The sequence below is a fragment of the Parabacteroides sp. APC149_11_2_Y6 genome (assembly GCF_054506995.1).
This window is the reverse complement of sequence record NZ_CP173709.1, coordinates 905,280-924,860: the sequence shown is the minus strand read 5'-3', so window position 1 is coordinate 924,860 and position 19,581 is coordinate 905,280. Positions and strand designations below refer to the sequence as shown.

Genomic DNA, 19,581 nt, shown 5'->3' with positions numbered 1-19,581 from the left:
TTCCGGAGGAATCAATTGTATTCTTTCCAGACATAAGTTTCTCCCCACCCTGTGATTGCAATCTCTACATTGGCAGAACCTTCAAAATCCAATAAGAGATTCAGGGTTTTGCCAACCACAGGAACAATCGGGTTTCCCCCGCCATCGGTCTTTAAACTCTTAAGCAGGGAATTATTATGATAGATATCTATCGTCAGTCCGTTTCCGTCCGGCACAGGAAAAAGCAAGAACGCAGGAACCACATAATCTTTGTTGTCCGCCCGGTTCATTACCGGGGAATACGAGGCAAGTTCGCCTCCGTAATGTCCGTTGAAGTCTATCCTGCTGTATGTTTCATAGATAACAAGCGAATAATCCCCATCCTCTGTACCGGTGAGTTTTTGCAATCCTCGTAATGTTATATTCATTGACGCCGTCATGCGGGAAATAGCCATAGATTGCCCTTCCGTTTGATTAGACGTTGTATTATTTTCTATTTTAAGCTCTCCGTAAAATAAATCAGTCGGAGAGGTGAATATGCTCTTCTCCGCCCGTGTAGGTACAGAGGGTTTCAGTGAGATGAAACCATCGGAGCATGAATCGCCCTTTTTCAGAGGGCTGACAAGCATTGTACCGTCTTGCGTATTGCACCAGGCCACGCAATGGAGGTTAGGAATGCCTGGATAATTTAAGATGACAGATTCCGAATTATCCACTGGGAGTATATCCAGCAAAAAATCTTTATCATCGAATACATAGAGGCTCATATCTTTTATTGTTTCTTGTGGCACGTCGGCAGGCAAACTGACCTTCAGGGGGATACCCTTGAAACAATCATCGGTATTTTCGGCTATGCACCCCGACAACAGCAGTAGTGTGAACATAAAGGATAATATCCCCGGCGCGAACCGGAATTTATAGGCACCTGTCATAATGGATATTCTTTCTTATTTTATTTCTTTGTAGTTTAAAATATCTGCCACGGACACTGCCGTGGCAGATACTTATTAATAAGTATGCATGCCCTGCTGGAGGGACATATCAATCATAATACCAATTCAGGAGTTATTTCCATTCTTTAGAGATATCCGGTACAAGTGTCCAGGTTGCCGGAGTAACAGTAACTTCCACAGAACTGTTCACAGTCGGCTTGGTCGGATCAGTAGTACCACCACCACCGCTACCACCATCATTGGTAGGTTTAAAGTTACCATTCAAAGCCAAAGATACGGTATAGACATTACCTGGTTGAAGTTCATCCTTGTCTCCCCCTCCAAAATAAGTTGTGAAATACAAGGTTTGAATTTCTTCAGCAACATGAGGAGTAACAGAATCATCTTTTTTCACTTTTCTCCATTGCACTTCAACAACAAGTGCAGTCGGGTGATTGGCTATATTTCCGACACCGGTATTTGCAAATGTGTACCAATGTCCGATATTCGAAATTGCATTTGCTGTAGGTTTGAACACAGCAGGAGCAGCCTCTATTGTATATTCATTATTATTTTTGAACTGATTGGGTACCGTTCCAGTCCATGGATCATTCCATGCAACACCCCCTGTATATTGTTTATCTCCTTGTACGATATAATTAGTGCCGCCATCAGTAACAGGCAGGAAATGTGTCGCTCTCTGTACATTCATCAGATATACGCGTGTGATGGTAAAATTAGCAGTAGCATCCCCGGCAAACGCGGCTAATTGGACATATTTATTATCTGTTACATCTTTACCATTAAATGTAATCTGCTTTAGTTGTATTCTGGCTGATAAATAGTTCAATGGTACAGTTACTGTAGCCTTCATACTTTTATCCGCTTGTTCTACGAATGTACTTAACGTACCGACTCCTGACATATAAAGATTATCATCCTTCTGAGTTACGGCATCTGTAGGATTATCGCCAGTAAGTATATTTGCCAACACAGCCTTGAGTGCATCCTTACTTGCAACAGTAGTAAACATGTCCTCTTTGGCATTGGCTATAACTGCCACGTCACGGGCATCCGTCGTGGTCGATACTTCATTAGGACCTGCGCCCGGAGAAGCAAAAAACTGCTTCGTAATAACGGTTCCTGTATTGTTAAAAATAAACACCATAAGGTTATTTATGGTTCCGTTACTTGCTGCAAGCTCGTCATTAGTGGGTAACCCTGCAGCCTTACTGGCCACCTGATCGCCGTTTCCTGCTAATTTTAGAATAACTTTCGCTTCCGGGGCATCACTTCCCGCACCTGGGATTCCATCGTCGTTCTTTGAACAACTTGCCAATGCCGCTATCGCGCACATCGACAATAATAAACTTCTTACTTTCATTCGTAGATATTTAATTAATAAATAAGATAATAGTCCCCTATAATGAATCTAAATACAATTTCCTGTATAGCTCTATTACGAATAGAGAGCGAAGTAATTTATGGCTTGCATAAGTGTCTGATTATCATGGCATACTGATTATACAGAAGAAAAACGTATACTTTATACGAATTACATTTAAATACACTTGTAAAATTAATACCCATAACACTTTGTAAATAAGTAAATTATGATATCAGACACTGAAACAATGCTGAAATAATACTGAAACAGGAAATACAAATACATTGAATATAGGGGCTTATGAGAGATGAAATTTTACTTAACAAGCTATTTTACATAGAAGAGCATCGTTCGTGTAGGAACTACTTAAATCAAGTGGAATCCGGTTTTAAATATATTGAGTTAGAGCAAGAGATATTTATCCGGAAGGAATGTGCATGCTGGAATTATTTACTGATATTTCTCGATGGGAAATTTATCATCAGTCAGGATCAGTTCAAAAAACGTATGTTTAGTGCCGGAACAATGGTGTTGCTACCTAAAATGTCTACATTCAGCGGTTGGGGAAGTAGCGATTCCAAACTAGTTGCATTGTCATTTGATACTCCTCCGGGTAGTTGCGACATGTTTGTATTACAGTCGTTAGCAGGTATTTGCGAAACGATAAAGTATGATTTCCAAGCCACAGAGATTCGCTATCCACTTGCACCTTATCTGGAAGTACTTACGTATTGCTTAAAGAATGGAATGAGTTGCGGACATTTGCATGAATTAATGGAAAAAGAACTGTTCTTTCTAATACGTGGATTTTATACAAAGGAGGAAATTGCCGGACTGTTTTACCCCATCATAGGACAGGATTTCTGTTTTAAGAAAATGATTATGGAAAACTACCAGAAGGCAGACAGTATTGAGACACTCATTTCCATTTCCAATATGGGAAGGAGCAGTTTTTTTACTAAATTCAAAAATGTATTCGGAATGACAGCCAAACGCTGGATTGTGAAACAAAGGAATCGCCAAATATTGGATGAAGCAATGTATCCCGGCGCAACGGTGAAAGAATTAATGGCAAAATTTATGTTCGACTCGCAAGCGCATTTTACACACTATTGCAAACAACATTTCGGCTGTACACCTAAACAATTGATAGAACATTATGATATTGAAAATCAATAAATATATATTTTTTAATCAAATGGACTAATTATAAAACTTGTTGGACTTTTATATATATTGGCGTACGGAAAAACACTCTATCTTTGCAAAGTGAAATTAGATTTGTATAATCTTAACCAGGTAGTGTGTCTCTATTCGTAATAGATACGAATGTTCACGAATGTAATGATTATTATCCAATGTAAGAAACATTGAATATCAATTTAACATTTAAATAAGATTGTTCATCATCCTGTTGACTTGTTTGAGGTGGTTTATATCGAGCTCTTTTAGATATATATGCGTCATATTTTCTGTCGTATGCCCCAACCCTGCACTGATCGTTGAAATCGGTACACCATTGTCACGGGCCAGAGTTGCCCAGGTGTGGCGCGCCACATAAGTGGTTAATGGGACACAAAGCCCCAAATCGCCGGCAATCTTCCTCAATGCACGATTAATGCGGGAGAGAGATGACCGGTATTGCCTGTATTCGGAAATTTGTTCTTTACCCGCCCCCTCAGGATTGATAATAGGGAAAATATAAGACTCTTTATTATCCGTTTTCCTGTTAGTTCCGTAGCGGTTGAATAGCTCCTGTATCTGAGGGGTAATTCCAATATGAATCAGTTGCTTCGACTTATGCCGCGAGTAACTGATTATCTCACCACAAATATGTTTCTGTTTCAGGAAAGCAATATCAACAAAAGACATCCCCTGTGTATAAAAGCTAAATAAAAAAAGATCCCGTGCAAATCGCAAAACAGAATCTTCCGGAAAATAAAGATGTAACAAACGGGACATGTCTTCGCGGCTCAAAGCACGCTTGATGGTACGGCACGGTTTGGTATGTATATCATTGAACGGATACCCGCCACGCGAAACCAATCCCTCTTTTACCGCAAGATTATAGCAGGTACGGAAATTGCGTATATAAAAATTCACGGTATTTTCTCCTACCCCTTTGTGCTTTAAAAAGTCTATATAGCGGGCTACGAATAGCGAATCAACCTGAGACATCCGTATATCCTTATTCCCCATATATCCGGATAACGACTGCCTGGTACTGCGATAGGCAGCTGCAATGCCCTCTTTCCCCATCTCTTTTTTCCATACTATCTGTGTATCGATATATTTGAGCAGAAAAAAACATTTTACAGGTTTCCGGTATGTACCCAATGTAATGTCATATACACTGTATTCCTCACCGGACTTTTCAAGCTCACGAATACGTTCACTGAGCAACCGGTACATTTTGCGAATATCACGGTTTATTTTCACATTCACTCTCCGGTCGGTATTAACCTTCCCTTTTTCAGAATCGAACTCTTCTTTCGTCACATGAACCCCTGTATACAGGATTTTCTTATGCCTGTTATGAATGACCTGGAAAACCAACGGATAGGTCCCATCATTCAACTTCCGGCTCAAGTTCAACATTAATTTTATTGATGCCATAGAAATTTAAATTAATATATGAATAATTTAATATGCAACCGAATCCCGAAGCAAAGCTCCCGGTCCGATGTCGCAAACTACAACAATTCAGAAAATGAAAAGTTATGGCAAAAACAACAAGTTACTGATATTAGATGAAGACATAGTACGTATTTTATACTCATGTGAATGCAATATTGAATAGGTGATATGTAAAAATACTAAGTGATAACCCTATTTGAATGTAAAAAGCACACAGAAATGATTTCTTAAAAACATTTCCGTCCTTCTGCGTAAGCAATTCAGACAGTATAGGCGTTGGGCAAAAATACCGTATATTTTTAATAATACGGCCGTTTTATTCATCTTTTATGAAAGTTTTTATTGAAGTGGACAACCCTTCTATATCTAAAAAAGCCGGTTCCCAAATGAAAACCGGCTTTTTCTATTTCACACCTTTACCTGTTAGCGGAGAGGTATATATTGCACAAATGCTTCCATTGCTTCGTATGAAGCCAGCCCCAACTTATGATACAGGTCTGCCGTAGCACGGTTGCGGTCTTCCGCACGCTGCCAGAACAGACGTTCGTCGTCTCCAAGGAACGGAGCGCTTTCTGCCTGCGACTGGTGTTTCAGGATTGCATTCCGTTTGTGGCGTAATTCTTCAGGAGAGATAGGAACAGCCATTTCAACATGGTCCATTTCCCATTCTGCCCATGCACCACGGTACATCCATACGCGGCAATTCAACATCCATTCATCGTCTTTTACTTCGTCGATTGCTGCAAGTACGGCATCCAAACAAACCTTATGGGTTCCATGCGGGTCTGCCAGGTCACCGGCTACAAATATCTGATCCGGTTTTATTTCCAGCAATAAGTTCTTCACTATATTCTTATCCGCTTCACCCAAATCATTTTTCTTTACCATACCGGTTTCATAGAACGGTAAATCCAGAAAATGCACATGGTCGTCTTTCACGCCTGAATAGCGGCATCCGTGACGGGCCTCTTCGCGGCGAATCGTACCTTTCATGAAAAGCACATCCTTGCGTTCCGGGCCACCGTCTTCTACCTTTTCATAACGCAGGTATTTAATAATTTCTTCCGCTTTATCCTTAATCGGAGAACCTCCGGCAGCATACTTGTCGCTAACGTCACTCAGGTATTCGCAATAACGGATTACTTCTTCATCGCCTACGGCAATATTTCCGGATGTCTGGTAAGCAACATGTACGTCATGGTGCTGGTCACACAAACGGCGCAGGGTCCCACCCATTGAAATCACATCATCATCAGGATGCGGACTGAATACGATTACTTTCTTCGGATACGGAGTAGCACGTTCCGGACGGTTGGAGTCGTCCGCATTCGGTTTACCGCCCGGCCATCCGGTAATCGTATGCTGGATATCGTTGAATATCTTGATATTTACATTGTAAGCAGAACCAAACAATGCAAGTAGTTCACCCAAACCGTTTTCACTGTAATCCCGGTTGGTAAGTTTCAGGATCGGTTTTCCCGTCAATTGGCACAGCCATACGATAGCACGGCGAATCAGTTTATTATCCCAATCGCAGTTGGTAACCAACCAGGGATGGCTGATACGTGTCAGGTCGTAGGCGGCAGACAAATCCAGAACGACCTTTGCATTCGAATGAACTTGCAGGAAAGAAGAAGGAATAGCATCCGTTTCCGGACCTTCCACCGTCTTTGCAATAATCGGCGCTTTATCTTCACCCCAAGCCATCAAGACGGCATTCCGGGCTTTCATCATGGTAGAAATCCCCATGGTAATTACACCGGCCGGAACATTATCCACTGAAGTAAAAGTACGAGCCGCTTCTTTTCTGGCTCCACCTTCCAACAGCACCAGGCGGGTACGCGAACCGGAAGTCGAACCGGCTGCATTGAACATGATATTGCTTGACGGACCAACTCCCAGCAAAATGTAGTCGAGACCACCTACCAACTGTATTTGCTCTTCGTAGGTACGGCAAAAATCAAGAATCGCATCTTTCGGCATGGCACCGTCCGGAGCATAAATATTTTCCGGAGCAATATCGATATGGTTGAATAATGCCTCTCTCAAATGGGACACATTACCTGCGCTTGCCGAAGAAAGCGGATAGAATTCATATTCTACAAATATAACTACATTACGGAAACTCAGGCCTTCTTCCCTATGCATGCGTATCCATTCCTTATAAATACTCAGAGGGGAACGGCCTCCGGGAAGAGCGATAACGAAGTTCTCACCCACTTCCTGCTTCTTACGGATTTGAGTGGCTATTTCCTTTGCAATCGCAAGAGAGCCTTCCTCTGCCGATTCATAAATGGTAGTCGGTATCTTCTCCAAACGTGTTAAAACTGAATGCTCGAAAGCATTTTCCGGACGATAGTACCTTTGCGGTATACGCGTCAGAGTAATCTGAGAACTCAGGTCTGTTTTCATGTTTAATCTTTGATTTAGTATTATTTTTTTACTTAAGTTACAAATATAACAATTATAAAAGATATTCTTCCACAGCATAACATCAATTTTATTTATAAATGGATATTTCCACGCTTTAATATCATTCTGCCGGATCTCTCCCCGGCTCAAAAGCAAGTTAAAAAGCCACATATAAAATCTGCGCCGCCCACACACAATATAAACAACTAATTTACACACACTTACAACCATAATATTTATTTTCATCACTCCGAATAAACTGTCGAATTAATCTCTATCTTTGGCGCTCATTAAACATATTTAAAATGCTATATTAATATTCAACGACGATGAACAATGTCTTAATTTTATTAGACAGCCTGGACGATTGGGAACCCTATTGCAAGACAAGCAGCATACTCACTGTTTCCGATTATTTAAAATCCAAATCCATAGAAAAAGAACGCAAATTCGTTATCAATGTAAGTAACGATTACAGTTATAATTCCGAGGGATATTATTGCTCACTACTGGCACAGACAAGAGGACAGAAAGTAATCCCCGGCGTAGATATTATCAACAAAGTTCAAACCGGTACAGGTATCCGCATGGATAGAAACCTGCAAAAATTATGTTACCAATGGATACAGAAAAATAATATCACCGATGATATCTGGTATTTAAATATTTATTTCGGCACCTGCAAAGAAAAAGGACTGGAACGGATTGCCCGGTTTATTTTCGAGAATTATCCGGCACCGTTATTACAAGTCAGCTTCAATACCCGCAGCCGGAACCAAATTGAAAGCGTGCAGTTCCTCCCCCTCAACCAACTGAATGATGCAGAGCAGGATTATTTTGCCAATACACTGGACAGTTTTAACAAACGCATCTGGCGTACTCCGAAATCAACCCGCCCTTCCCGCTACAGCCTTGCAATCCTGTATGATCCCGAAGAGAAATTTCCTCCCAGCAATAAGCAGGCTATCAATAAATTCCTGGAAATTGCGAAAAAGATGGATATTCATGCGGAGCTGATCACAGAAGAAGATGCCACCCGGTTGATGGAATTCGATGCACTGTTTATCCGTACAACGACTTCCTTAAATCATTATACCTTCCATCTTTCCCAGTTGGCAGCACAAAACAAAATGGCTGTGATAGACGACCCCATTTCAATCATCCGCTGTACCAACAAGGTATTCCTGAAAGAATTGTTTGAAAAAGAGAAAGTACCCGCACCGGTCTCCACTTTGATATTCCGTTCCAATGAAAATTCATATGCAGAGATCGTTGAAAAAGTAGGAACTCCCTTCGTCCTGAAAATACCGGACGGTTCTTTTTCCATCGGGATGAAAAAGGTCAACAATGAAGAGGAATGCAAGGAAGCATTGGACGTACTGTTCGAGAAGTCTGCCATTCTACTGGCACAGGAATTTACACCTACTGAATTCGACTGGCGTATCGGTATCCTGAACGGGGAACCCTTATATGCCTGCAAGTATTATATGGCAAAGAACCACTGGCAGATTTATTGCCATTATGCATCCGGGCGCAGCCGTTGCGGCCTGGCTGAAACGATACCTATCTATCAGGTGCCCCGCAAAGTATTGGATACGGCATTGAAAGCTGCCTCTTTTATCGGAAAAGGATTATACGGCGTAGATTTAAAAGTGGTCAACGACCGGGCCATCGTTATCGAGATTAACGACAACCCCAGTATCGACCACGACCTGGAGGATGCAGTCCTGGGAGATGAACTCTATTACAGGATTCTCAACCACTTCGGACGTGCCGTCGATATGAAATTCTTCTGATATGGAAAGTGCAATAACCATCCGGGATGCCCAACCGGACGATCTTCCGTCCATACTGGAAATAGAGAAACTTTGCTTTAAAGAAGACAGTTTCACCAAAAGCCAGTTTGTTTATCTGATGACACGGGGTAAAGGCGCTTTCTTTATCCTGCAGGCAGGGACAAGGACTATTGCCTATTTATCTTTATCATTCAATTCCAGGACGCATAATCTACGTATCTATTCCATTGCCGTCCATCCCAGCTGCCAGGGAATGCGACTGGGGCAGTTGCTTATGGACAAGGCTTTCGAATATGCAGAAGGATGCAATGCCCGGAAGATGACACTCGAAGTAAAAACTACCAACAATCCGGCTATCGGACTGTATAAGAAAAACGGTTTTGAAATGTCTTATATCAAACCGAACTATTACCACGACGGCTCGGATGCCTATTATATGACAAAATCCATCGGTAATGAAGTATAGACAACAAAAAACACGAATGAAAGGAAATATATACGAATTTCCTTTCATTCGTGTTTTTTCGTGTTTTATCTTGTTTCCCTATCTCTATCCGGAGAATTTGCTAAAATAAAGTATTCGCTTCCGGAACCAATTTGCCCATCGAATAAACGGCACGTACTGCCAGATTACGGTCAAGGACAACTATATCCGCATCTTTCCCACGTTGCAAAGTGCCTTTACGGTCGTCTACCCCCATTAGGCGAGCCGGAGTTTCCGATGCCATACGAACAGCATCCGCCAAAGGTATATCTGTCTTTTGGGCGATCGTGCGAACCAACTTATCCATCGTAGCAATACTTCCGGCCAAAGACGAATGGTCTGCCAGTTTCGCTACGCCGTCTTCAATAATAATACGAGAATCCGGTACAGGACGCCCTTCATTCGCAGCAAAAGAAAGCGCATCCGTTACCAGACAGGTACGTTCCACACCTTTCAGCTTGTAAACCAGACGGAGAATCGTGGGAGGCAGATGCTTACCGTCTGCTATCACCTCAACCGTCATATCGTCCATAAGAAAGACGCTTTCTACCGTTCCCTCATATTTATATTCACGACGTTTATGGAATCCCGGCATTGCATTGTAGAACTGTGCGGCATGTGTAAAACCTACTTTATAAGCCTCTTTGATATCTTCAAATTCAGCTTCGGTATGGGTAATGGCAGCCAAAACCCCTTTTGAACGGACATATTGTGCAAACTCATGTGCTCCCGGAAGTTCCGGGCTTGCATCCCAACGTTTGATGCAATTTGTATTTTCCAGGATTGAAACATATTCTTCTCTATCCGGCAACCTTACATCATACAGGTTTCCCGCCATTTTCTCATTCAGGTAAGGGCCTTCCACATGAAGCCCCAGAACCGGACTATCTTCCTCTGCCATTAATTTCTCGCAGATAGAAGCGGCTTTACAAATAGCCGGTTTGGAAGAAGAGGAAAGTGTCGGGAATATCGTAGTCGCCCCATATTTCCTATGGGCATTGACAGCTCCCCGGAAAGCCTCTTCCGTACATTCTTTAAAGTCGTAGCCACCGCCACCATGCACATTCATCGCAACAAAACCGGGAATGATATACATCCCTTTGGCATCGATGATCGTTGCACCGATAACAGCCAGGTCGCTATTTGTTACTTCCAGGATTTTACCATCACTTATCAGCACGGAGCCATCTTTGAGCCAACCCTGCGGAGTCAGGATTTGTCCGTTTATTATTTGTGTCAACATAACCTTTCCTTTTAAAACAATTTATTGGTTCCTTCCACTAACTTACCCATCGCCCAGACCGCACGTACATTCAAATCCTTATCGAGAATCATAATATCGGCATCCTTTCCACGCTGCAAAGTTCCTTTGCGGTCGTCCACACCCATCAGGCGTGCAGGAGTTTCCGAAGCCATACGTACAGCATCTTCCAAAGGAATTTCCGCTTTCTGGACTACCGTACGGATCAAACGGTCCATTGTAGCCACACTTCCGGCAAGAGCCGAGCGGTCTGCCAACTTGCAAACACCGTCTTCTATAATCACACGCGGGTCGAATGCCACCTGGCTATCGCTTGCCGCACAAGCCAGCGCATCGGTTATCAGACAAGTTCTTTCCACCCCTTTGATCTTGTAAACCAGACGGAGAATCGTAGGAGGAACATGGATACCGTCCGCCACAACTTCCACTGTCATATTATCTATCAGATAGATGCTCTCTACCGTACCTTCATATTTATACTCACGGCGTTTGTGGAAACCGGGCATTGCATTGTAGAAATGGGTAGCATGTGTATAACCGACCTCATACGCTGTCAGGATATCTTCATACTCTGCCTGTGTATGGCCTACCGATGCCAGTACTCCTTTCGATGTAATATATTTACCGAACTGCATGGCTCCCGGCAGTTCGGGTGCCGCATCCCAACGTTTGATGCAATTTGTTTCTTCCAGTAACGGGATGTATTCTTCCGGATTCGGATTTTTAATATTCTCCGGAATCTGACCGCCTGCCATCTTCATATTAAAATAATGGCCTTCCAGATGTAATCCCAATATCGGGCTATCCTTTTCTGCCATTAATTTTTCAGTCGTTTCCGCAGCTGCACGAATCATAGGAATCGTAGAAGAAGAAAGCGTCGGGAAGATACTGGTAGTACCATGTTGCATATGTGCTGCAACTGCTGTACGGAATGCATCCTCCGTACCTTCCATAAAGTCGCGTCCCCCTCCTCCATGTACATGGATTTCAACACCACCGGGGACAATATACATACCTTTGGCGTCTACTAAGGTTGCCCCTATCACTGCAAGGTCACAGTTTGTTACTTCAAGAATTTTGTTATCGCTTATCAGGACAGAACCGTCTTTCAACCAGCCCTGCGGGGTAAGGATTTTACCGTTGATAATCTGAGTTAACATGTTATAAGAATTAAGCTTTCGCGTTGTTTTTTGTTTTTTCAACGCAAAAGTAGCTACTTTCATTTAACAATGTTGCTCAAATACTATTTAAATTTTATTTTTTAGCACTCCTTCGCCAGCTCTTCATATTCCATGGTTTGTTCCGTCCATATATCCATCGTATCGGACAGTTCTTTTTTCAATGTGGAATATTCGTTGTAAAGGGAGGTATCAGATGCCCCTTCCGGAGTTGCCAGACGAGCCTCGACAGACGCGATGGATGCTTCAAGGGCTGCTATTTTACTTTCGGCTTCGGCAATCGCCTTTTCTATTTTCTTCAGTAAACGATTCTGCTCTTTACGGGCTTCGTATGAGAGTTTATTCTGTGACGGCTGTGCTTCATTGTCTGTTACGGACGATACCTGAGCGGCACGTTCCAACTCACGCAGACTATCCAATTTCTTACGTTCAAGGAATTCATAAATTCCTCCCAGATGTTCTACCACGCGCTGGTTTCCGAATTCATATACCTTATCTACCAACCCATCCAGGAACTCACGGTCGTGGGATACGACAATTACCGTTCCGTCAAATTCTTTCAACGCATCTTTCAACACATCTTTCGAACGCATGTCCAAATGGTTCGTCGGCTCATCGAGTATCAGTAAATTGACAGGTTCAAGCAAAAGGCGAATCATGGCAAGGCGGCTGCGCTCTCCACCGGACAATACTTTTACCTTCTTGTCGGAAGCCTCTCCGCCAAACATGAAAGCGCCGAGGATATCGCGTATTTTTGTACGGATATCTCCTTCCGCTACATAGTCTATCGTATCGAATACGGTTAAGTTTTCATCCAGCAGTTGTGCCTGATTCTGGGCGAAGTAGCCGATTTTCACATTATGTCCGAGTTGCAGTTTTCCTTCGTAATCGATCTCGTCCATAATACATTTTACAAGAGTAGATTTACCTTCGCCATTCTTCCCTACAAAAGCAACTTTATCGCCACGGTTGATTGTAAAAGTAACGTTCTGAAAAATCAAATGTTCGCCGTACCTTTTTGCCACATTCTCCGTAATCACCGGATAAGAGCCGGAACGGGGAGCCGGAGGAAATTTAAGGTTCAGCATTGAAGAGTCCACATCATCCACTTCGATACGTTCCACTTTTTCAAGCTGCTTGATACGGGACTGTACCTGTACGGATTTTGTAGCTTTATAGCGGAAACGTTCGATAAAAGCTTCCGTATCCGCCAACTTCTTCTGCTGGTTTTCATAAGCACGAAGTTGCTGTTCACGGCGCTCCTTACGCAATTCCACATAATCGGAATATTTAACCTTATAGTCGTAAATTTTTCCTAATTCGATTTCGATTGTACGGAAAGTCGTATTATCGATAAAGGCACGGTCGTGCGAAACAAGGATAACCGCATTGGCACGGGTTGCGATAAAATTTTCAAGCCATTGGATTGACTCGATATCCAGGTGGTTGGTAGGCTCGTCCAGCAACAGGACATCCGGCTTGCGGAGCAATAGCTTGGCAAGCTCGATACGCATACGCCATCCACCGCTAAATTCGGATGTCGGACGGTCGAAATCTTCCCGTTTAAATCCCAAACCTATCAATGTACGTTCCAGTTCCGCATGATAATTGTTTCCGCCCATCATCTGGAAATGTTCGGACAAATGGGTTACACGGTCAATCAAATTCTGATAAGAATCTGTTTCATAATCGGTACGCTCCGCCAATTGCAGGTTCAACCGCTCGATTTCTTTCTCCATTTCATGGATATGTTCGAAGGCATGCTCCGCTTCTTCGCGCACTGTACAGGTATCCGTCAGTTGCATCTGCTGGGGAAGATAACCGATTGTAACTTCTTTAGGAACACTGACAACACCGGAAGTCGGCGATTGCAGACCGGCAAATATTTTAAGCATAGTAGACTTTCCCGCCCCGTTTTTTCCAACCAAAGCGATACGGTCTTTTTTATTTACTACAAATGAAACATCATCAAAAAGGGTAAACCCGCCAAATTCTACAGTCAGTCCTTCTACAGAAATCATATCTTTTTCTTTTTAGAACTGCAAAGATACAATTTATCCATAATATAGAAGCTGTCGCAAAATGAATAAGGGGCGGAAAACAAGAGAGGCCATCCGGACTTGCCGGACGACCTCTCTTTCTGTTGGTATAAACGCTTAATTAATAACCATCATTCTGTTTCAGTTTCGGATTCTTGTCGAGTACTGTCTGGCGAATCGGCAAATAACGATTCTTCGTTGCAAACTTACGAATTTCAATTTCGTTATCCTTCTTCTTATAATCCGTATCAACTACAGCCCGTTTATAAGGATCTTGCTCATTGTAGTCGATCTTTCCGGAAATACGATATAAAGGACCGTTTAATACGGTTTCTGCCAGCATCTTTCCGCTTGCATCTTTCCAGCGCAGAATATCGGCACGGCGCAAACCTTCACCAGCCAATTCAACCGCGCGTTCACGGCGGATTAGTTCACGCAACTTTTCTTTTGTATTATATTTGGCTTTATCCACATCCGGCATTCCCGCCCTGTTGCGTATATCATTCAAGTATCCATAGATAACATCGGAAGGGCCATCCAGTTCATTAGCCGCCTCGGCATACGTCAGGAGTACTTCAGCATAACGGAAAACGATCGGACAAGCACCAGTATCCCAGATATTGCTATACTGGTCTATCGGGTCCAGATACTTAGCCCATGTCAAAGCCGTCTTGGAGGCGTTATCCGTATAAGTCGGGAAATTTTTATTATCGACATCCTTTTTTGCTTCTTTATCATAGACTGTTTTATCCAGCGTATTCAAAACCGCTCCTCTCCAATCACGTCCCGGATACAGGATAGTCATAGCCATACGAGGGTCGCGATCTGCAAACGGATGAACCGGATCATAGGCATTGCCTGCTTCTTCTTTCGTCAAGCCGGTTTTCATCTCATACATATCAACCAGGTTCTGTGTAGGTACGATTGAAGACCAACCGGCATCTGCATTATTATACATCTGGCCGATAGTTCCCAAACCGAACAAATTGGCAATACGCTGGTCGGCAAGGATAATTTCCTTAGAGGCTGTTCCGGATAATTTAAACAGCTTGGCATAAGAATCCGGCTCCCCTTTTTCCAGTTCATACTGTTTAAGGTCGATAATATCCTGTGCGGCTGTTTTAGCTTCTTTCCAGTCACCATAATACAAAGCCTCACGCATTTTTATTGCCAGCACTGCGCCTTTCGCAATCCGGCCGCGTGCTTCCGGTGTTTCATTAATATCTGCAATTGCATCTTTCAAGTCTTTGGCAACCTGCTCGCGGACTTCAGCTTCCGAATTACGCGGGACCTGTGCTTCTTCTGCCGTGTTGTAAGTTCCGATAATAGGAACACCGCCATACCACCAGTTCATGATAAAATAGCGGTAAGCACGGATTGCTTTTACTTGGGCTATCAGGTCTTTTTTCTTTTTCTCATCCGTAAAGGTGACTTTGTCTATATTGTCCAACACCGTATTACAACGACGGATAATAGAAAAATTATAAAATGAAGCCTGGCTCTCGTCGCCACTCGCCAATGAACCGTCTCCCATAGCACGGTATCCTTCCCAGGGAAAGTTATTGTAACCAATGTCGGAACCGCAGTCCATATATAAAATGGAACCGCCATCCAACAATCCATTATAGCAACCGACAACAAAGCTTTCGACATCCGTTTCAGTCTTCCATGTAGTTGCAGGGGACATTGCATCATTCGGCAATGTATCCAGAAAATCAGAACAAGAAGTAGTCAAAGCGGCTACACCTGCCAATAAATATATTGATAATCTTTTCATAAAAAATTCTTTTTAATTAAATGGTCGTTACTTATCAGAATGTCACGTTTACACCAAAGGAGTGAGTGGTTACCAACGGATAACTTGACAAACGCGAACTAACAGTTTCCGGGTCTACATTTAGCGGCATATTATCAAATGTGAGTAAGTTTTCCGTAGAATAATAAACACGAACATTCTCTATACCTACCGGTCTTAAAATACTCTTCGGAAGGGTATATCCCAACTGCAATGTTTTCATACGCAGGTAACTTGTATTAATTACCCAGAAATCGGACATTACAACAGACGATTCGCTCGGAGATTTTCTGGATTCGGCAACACGCGGCATACTTGCCCCCGGATTTTCCGGTGTCCATGAATCGAGCCATGCTTTTGAAGGATGTCCGGCACTACCTGAAAATTCCCCAAAGGCTTCTTTGGTAAATGCACGTCCTACATTTGCAGCACCTGTAAAGTTCATAGATAAGTCAAATGCTTTGAAACCTACATTTACATTCAAGCCAAATGTTATCACCGGATCGGTTGTTTTATACAATTCACGGTCTTCTGCCGTAATTTTGCCATCGCCGTTCGTATCTACGTAACGTAAGTCACCCCCTTTGAAATCCAGGCCGAACGGATAACCGTCTTTTCCTTTATATTTATCCATCCAGGCTTGTGCTTCTGCATCGGACTGGAAGAAACCATCTGCTTTATATACATAATAAGAATGTATAGGAGAACCGATCTTACGCAAATAATCACCATCAGTCATACGGTCTACCCCACCCAGGTTTTCAATCTTATTTTTATTGTAAGCAAAGTTGCCTACCACATTCAGCGACCAGTCATTCCAACGGTTGTTATATCCTAACTGGATTTCAACACCTCTGTTGCGCATTGCACCTACATTATCTTTATAAGCCCCCAGCCCAAATTCGGCAGGAACCGGTACTTCCATAATAATGTCTGTAGTTTTACGGTCGTAATAATCGAAAACAATATTGATATGATTTCCTACGATGGCATCGAAACCAATCCCCCAGGTTGTTGATTTTTCCCAGGAAAGGTCTTCAATCTTATAGTTTGCCTGATAATAACCATTTACCAGATTTCCTCCAAACGGATAGTTTGCCCCTAAGCTATAGGTATTCAACCAAGGGTAAAAGTCGCCACCCGTAGGCGTTCCGTCACTCAATGCATCCTGATTACCCAGCATACCCCATGAGCCACGAATCTTCAAACTGTTCAACCATTCTTTTGAACTTTCCATAAAGCTCTCTTCGCTGATACGCCATGCACCTGAGAAAGACGGGAAATATCCCCAACGGTGTCCCGGAGCAAAACGAGAAGAAGCATCCGCACGGAAATTTGCTTCCAATAAGTATTTACCGGCATAGTCATAATTCACACGGCCGAAATAAGACAACATAGCCAGTTCGCGGGTAAAACCGGAATTTTTTTGTGTGGATTCCGCTCCGGCGTTCATATCACTTAAATCATTATTCGGGAAATTCTGACGGTTTGCATAATTATAGCGAACTTTATATTTTTCAGTATGCCAACCTAACATCGCTTTTAACCCATGTAGTCCGAACGTTTTGTCGTAGTTCAACAGAACATCGAAGTTAGCACGATGCCAGTTCGTGAAAGACTCTGTCAATTCATTCGGTCTTGCAGCCTGAGACGGATCATTCAATATTTTCTTTACAAAAGCTTTATAATGCTGGTCATCATTTACATAAGCACCGCTCACTGTTGCTTTCAAACCATCGATAATCTGATAGTCAGCAGCCAACGACCCTGTAAAGTTCTGATTGTATTTATCAACCGTTTGATTTACATCCAACCATGCGATAGGGTTACCATCATTTGTTGCCCCATAGGTTCCGTCTTCATTCTTTACCGGAATCATAGGACTGATAATATTTAATTGGCGGATAATCTGATCCGACCAACCACCACCGTAGTTTGAGTTCGGGTCTTTATAGTCATTTTTGATATAAGCCATATTCATACGGACAGTCAATTTCTTTGTCAACTGTATATCCAGATTGGTACGGCCATTAAACTGCTTACGTTCGGAATTCGGTAAAATACCAGTCTGCCCCAGATAACCGGCGGAAGCCATATATTTTACTTTTTCCGAACCACCACTGATGTTTACATTATGTTTATGCAAAAGACCTGTACGGTAAGCCGCTTTATTCCAGTCTGTATTCGGATGTCCGTAAGGGTCGGAACCGTCTTCGAATTTGCGGATGTCATCATCACTGTAGCGGGGAGCCTTGCCATTATCTTTGTCTATACGGTTGTATAACATGGCATATTCGGCAGAACTGATACGGTCGATTACTGCTGTAGGATTTGAGAAGCCTACATATCCATTATAAGAGATACGGGGATCACCGGTTTTACCGCGTTTAGTTGTAATCAAAATTACACCATTTGACGCTTTGGAACCATAAATAGCAGCGGAAGAAGCATCTTTCAACACGGAAATACTTTCAATATCGTTCGGATCCAAGCTATCCATCGAACCGCTTTCAATACCATCTATCAAGATGTACGGATCAGCAGAGTTCAACGTACCGACACCACGGATACGGATTTTACTTCCGTCCTGCCCCGGACGTCCTTCACCGGCTGTTACGGTTACACCCGGCATCAACCCCTGGATACCGGAAGATACGTTCGATATAGGACGATTGGTCAATTCTTTACTGTCGACAGAAGCTACGGCACCGGACATATTGGCTTTTTTCTGTGTACCGTAACCAACAACAACGACTTCTTCCAATTTCTGCGTATCTTCCTTCAAAGATACTTTTAAAGTAGATTGTCCGGTATATTTGATTTCCTGGGTCAAGTAACCGATAAAAGAGATTTGGATAACGTCTCCGTTCTTTACATCCAGAACGAAGTTTCCATCCATGTCAGTAACAGTGCCATTTGTAGTGCCTTTCACAATAACAGAAGCTCCGGCTACAGGACCGAAATCATCTACAATTGTTCCTTTCAAACTTTTTTGTTGCTGAGAAATACCTACTCTGGGTGTTGCCGTATTGTCTATAGCATACATTGTCCCACCGGAACATAATGCAGCCGACAGCAACATAAGGCTAACAGGTCTTGCGATTTTCAACATACTAAATTGTTTTTTGTTTAATTATTTATTGTTATAAAAATAAGCCCGAAACAAAAAATAGTTCATGACTCACTCACTCTAATTCTTAATCATGGTAAACAAAAACCACTTATCTTAACAGCGTTTTATAAAAATCTCATTGGTACAAAATTCTTATAACATAGTTCTGATAGAACGAAGTCAATTAGCCAAGAATTAGTTTTTAATTTTAACACATCGCAAAAATAGTATCGATACATATAACAAACTGATAAACAGATATTTTTATGAATTAAATACAGATTTAAATAGCATTAAACAGCCTATATTACAGATTGATATTTCGGGCCTCTTTTCTATTTTATACGACTTCAATAAAATCAAACAAATTGTTAATATATGTTCTTCTGAATAGACTTTATCGTCTTATTTCCCTATTCTTAATATACCTTATAACCTAAAATTATCAACAATATCAATATTTATCTTATAAATTAATGGCAATTTTGAGTGTTCAAGAATACTAATTTCATTTTTACCGCCACAAAAATCATAAAACACTTATAACAAGAATATTACAGCAACTTACA

12 protein-coding genes are annotated in these 19,581 nt (G+C 42.2%); 3 read left to right on the top strand and 9 right to left on the bottom strand.

Features of this window, described 5'->3' with window-relative positions; translation table 11 throughout:
- Window positions 1–11: 11 nt before the first annotated feature.
- Window positions 12–911 (bottom strand): FimB/Mfa2 family fimbrial subunit, encoded by a 900-nt coding sequence (locus ACGE0T_RS03790; RefSeq protein ID WP_459189209.1) that lies wholly within the window; start codon window positions 909–911, stop codon window positions 12–14.
- A gap of 133 nt (window positions 912–1,044) precedes the next feature.
- Window positions 1,045–2,295 carry a fimbrial protein gene (locus tag ACGE0T_RS03785; RefSeq protein ID WP_459189208.1) on the bottom strand — a complete coding sequence of 417 codons (1,251 nt, stop codon included), beginning with the start codon at window positions 2,293–2,295 and terminating at the stop codon, window positions 1,045–1,047.
- Window positions 2,296–2,598: 303 nt separating this feature from the next.
- Between ACGE0T_RS03785 and ACGE0T_RS03780 the strand changes: the two genes are divergently transcribed.
- Entirely contained in the window at window positions 2,599–3,477 is an 879-nt protein-coding gene (locus tag ACGE0T_RS03780) for a helix-turn-helix domain-containing protein (RefSeq protein WP_459189207.1), read from the top strand.
- A gap of 210 nt (window positions 3,478–3,687) precedes the next feature.
- On the opposite strand, the gene ACGE0T_RS03775 is transcribed toward ACGE0T_RS03780, so the two are convergent.
- Window positions 3,688–4,914, bottom strand: coding sequence for a phage integrase SAM-like domain-containing protein (locus ACGE0T_RS03775; RefSeq protein WP_459189206.1), 1,227 nt, complete (start codon window positions 4,912–4,914; stop codon window positions 3,688–3,690).
- Window positions 4,915–5,358: 444 nt separating this feature from the next.
- Window positions 5,359–7,347, bottom strand: coding sequence for a glucosamine-6-phosphate deaminase (locus ACGE0T_RS03770; RefSeq protein ID WP_459189205.1), 1,989 nt, complete (start codon window positions 7,345–7,347; stop codon window positions 5,359–5,361).
- A 329-nt stretch (window positions 7,348–7,676) separates the two neighbouring features.
- Between ACGE0T_RS03770 and ACGE0T_RS03765 the strand changes: the two genes are divergently transcribed.
- Together ACGE0T_RS03765 and rimI are read left to right on the top strand one after the other, a co-directional pair.
- A complete protein-coding gene (locus ACGE0T_RS03765) occupies window positions 7,677–9,143 on the top strand; it encodes a RimK family protein (protein WP_459189204.1) in 1,467 nt (488 codons plus the stop codon).
- A 1-nt stretch (window position 9,144) separates the two neighbouring features.
- On the top strand, window positions 9,145–9,609 hold the full coding sequence (gene rimI, locus ACGE0T_RS03760) for a ribosomal protein S18-alanine N-acetyltransferase (RefSeq protein WP_459189203.1): 465 nt from the start codon (window positions 9,145–9,147) through the stop codon (window positions 9,607–9,609).
- Window positions 9,610–9,709: 100 nt separating this feature from the next.
- Here the strand turns inward: rimI and nagA (ACGE0T_RS03755) are convergent, their stop codons facing one another.
- From nagA (ACGE0T_RS03755) to ACGE0T_RS03735, 5 genes are all read right to left on the bottom strand, one after another.
- Complete coding sequence (gene nagA / locus ACGE0T_RS03755) at window positions 9,710–10,870, bottom strand: N-acetylglucosamine-6-phosphate deacetylase (RefSeq protein ID WP_459189202.1); 1,161 nt, start codon at window positions 10,868–10,870, stop codon at window positions 9,710–9,712.
- 11 nt (window positions 10,871–10,881) lie between these two features.
- Window positions 10,882–12,048 (bottom strand): N-acetylglucosamine-6-phosphate deacetylase, encoded by a 1,167-nt coding sequence (nagA, locus tag ACGE0T_RS03750; RefSeq protein WP_459189201.1) that lies wholly within the window; start codon window positions 12,046–12,048, stop codon window positions 10,882–10,884.
- A gap of 101 nt (window positions 12,049–12,149) precedes the next feature.
- The gene (gene abc-f / locus ACGE0T_RS03745; protein WP_459189200.1) at window positions 12,150–14,087 is read right to left on the bottom strand and encodes a ribosomal protection-like ABC-F family protein; all 1,938 of its coding nucleotides are present in this window, start codon (window positions 14,085–14,087) and stop codon (window positions 12,150–12,152) included.
- A gap of 139 nt (window positions 14,088–14,226) precedes the next feature.
- Window positions 14,227–15,882, bottom strand: a complete 1,656-nt coding sequence (locus ACGE0T_RS03740; protein WP_459189199.1) for a RagB/SusD family nutrient uptake outer membrane protein — start codon at window positions 15,880–15,882, stop codon at window positions 14,227–14,229.
- A 34-nt stretch (window positions 15,883–15,916) separates the two neighbouring features.
- Entirely contained in the window at window positions 15,917–19,012 is a 3,096-nt protein-coding gene (locus tag ACGE0T_RS03735; protein ID WP_459189198.1) for a SusC/RagA family TonB-linked outer membrane protein, read from the bottom strand.
- Window positions 19,013–19,581: the final 569 nt, after the last annotated feature.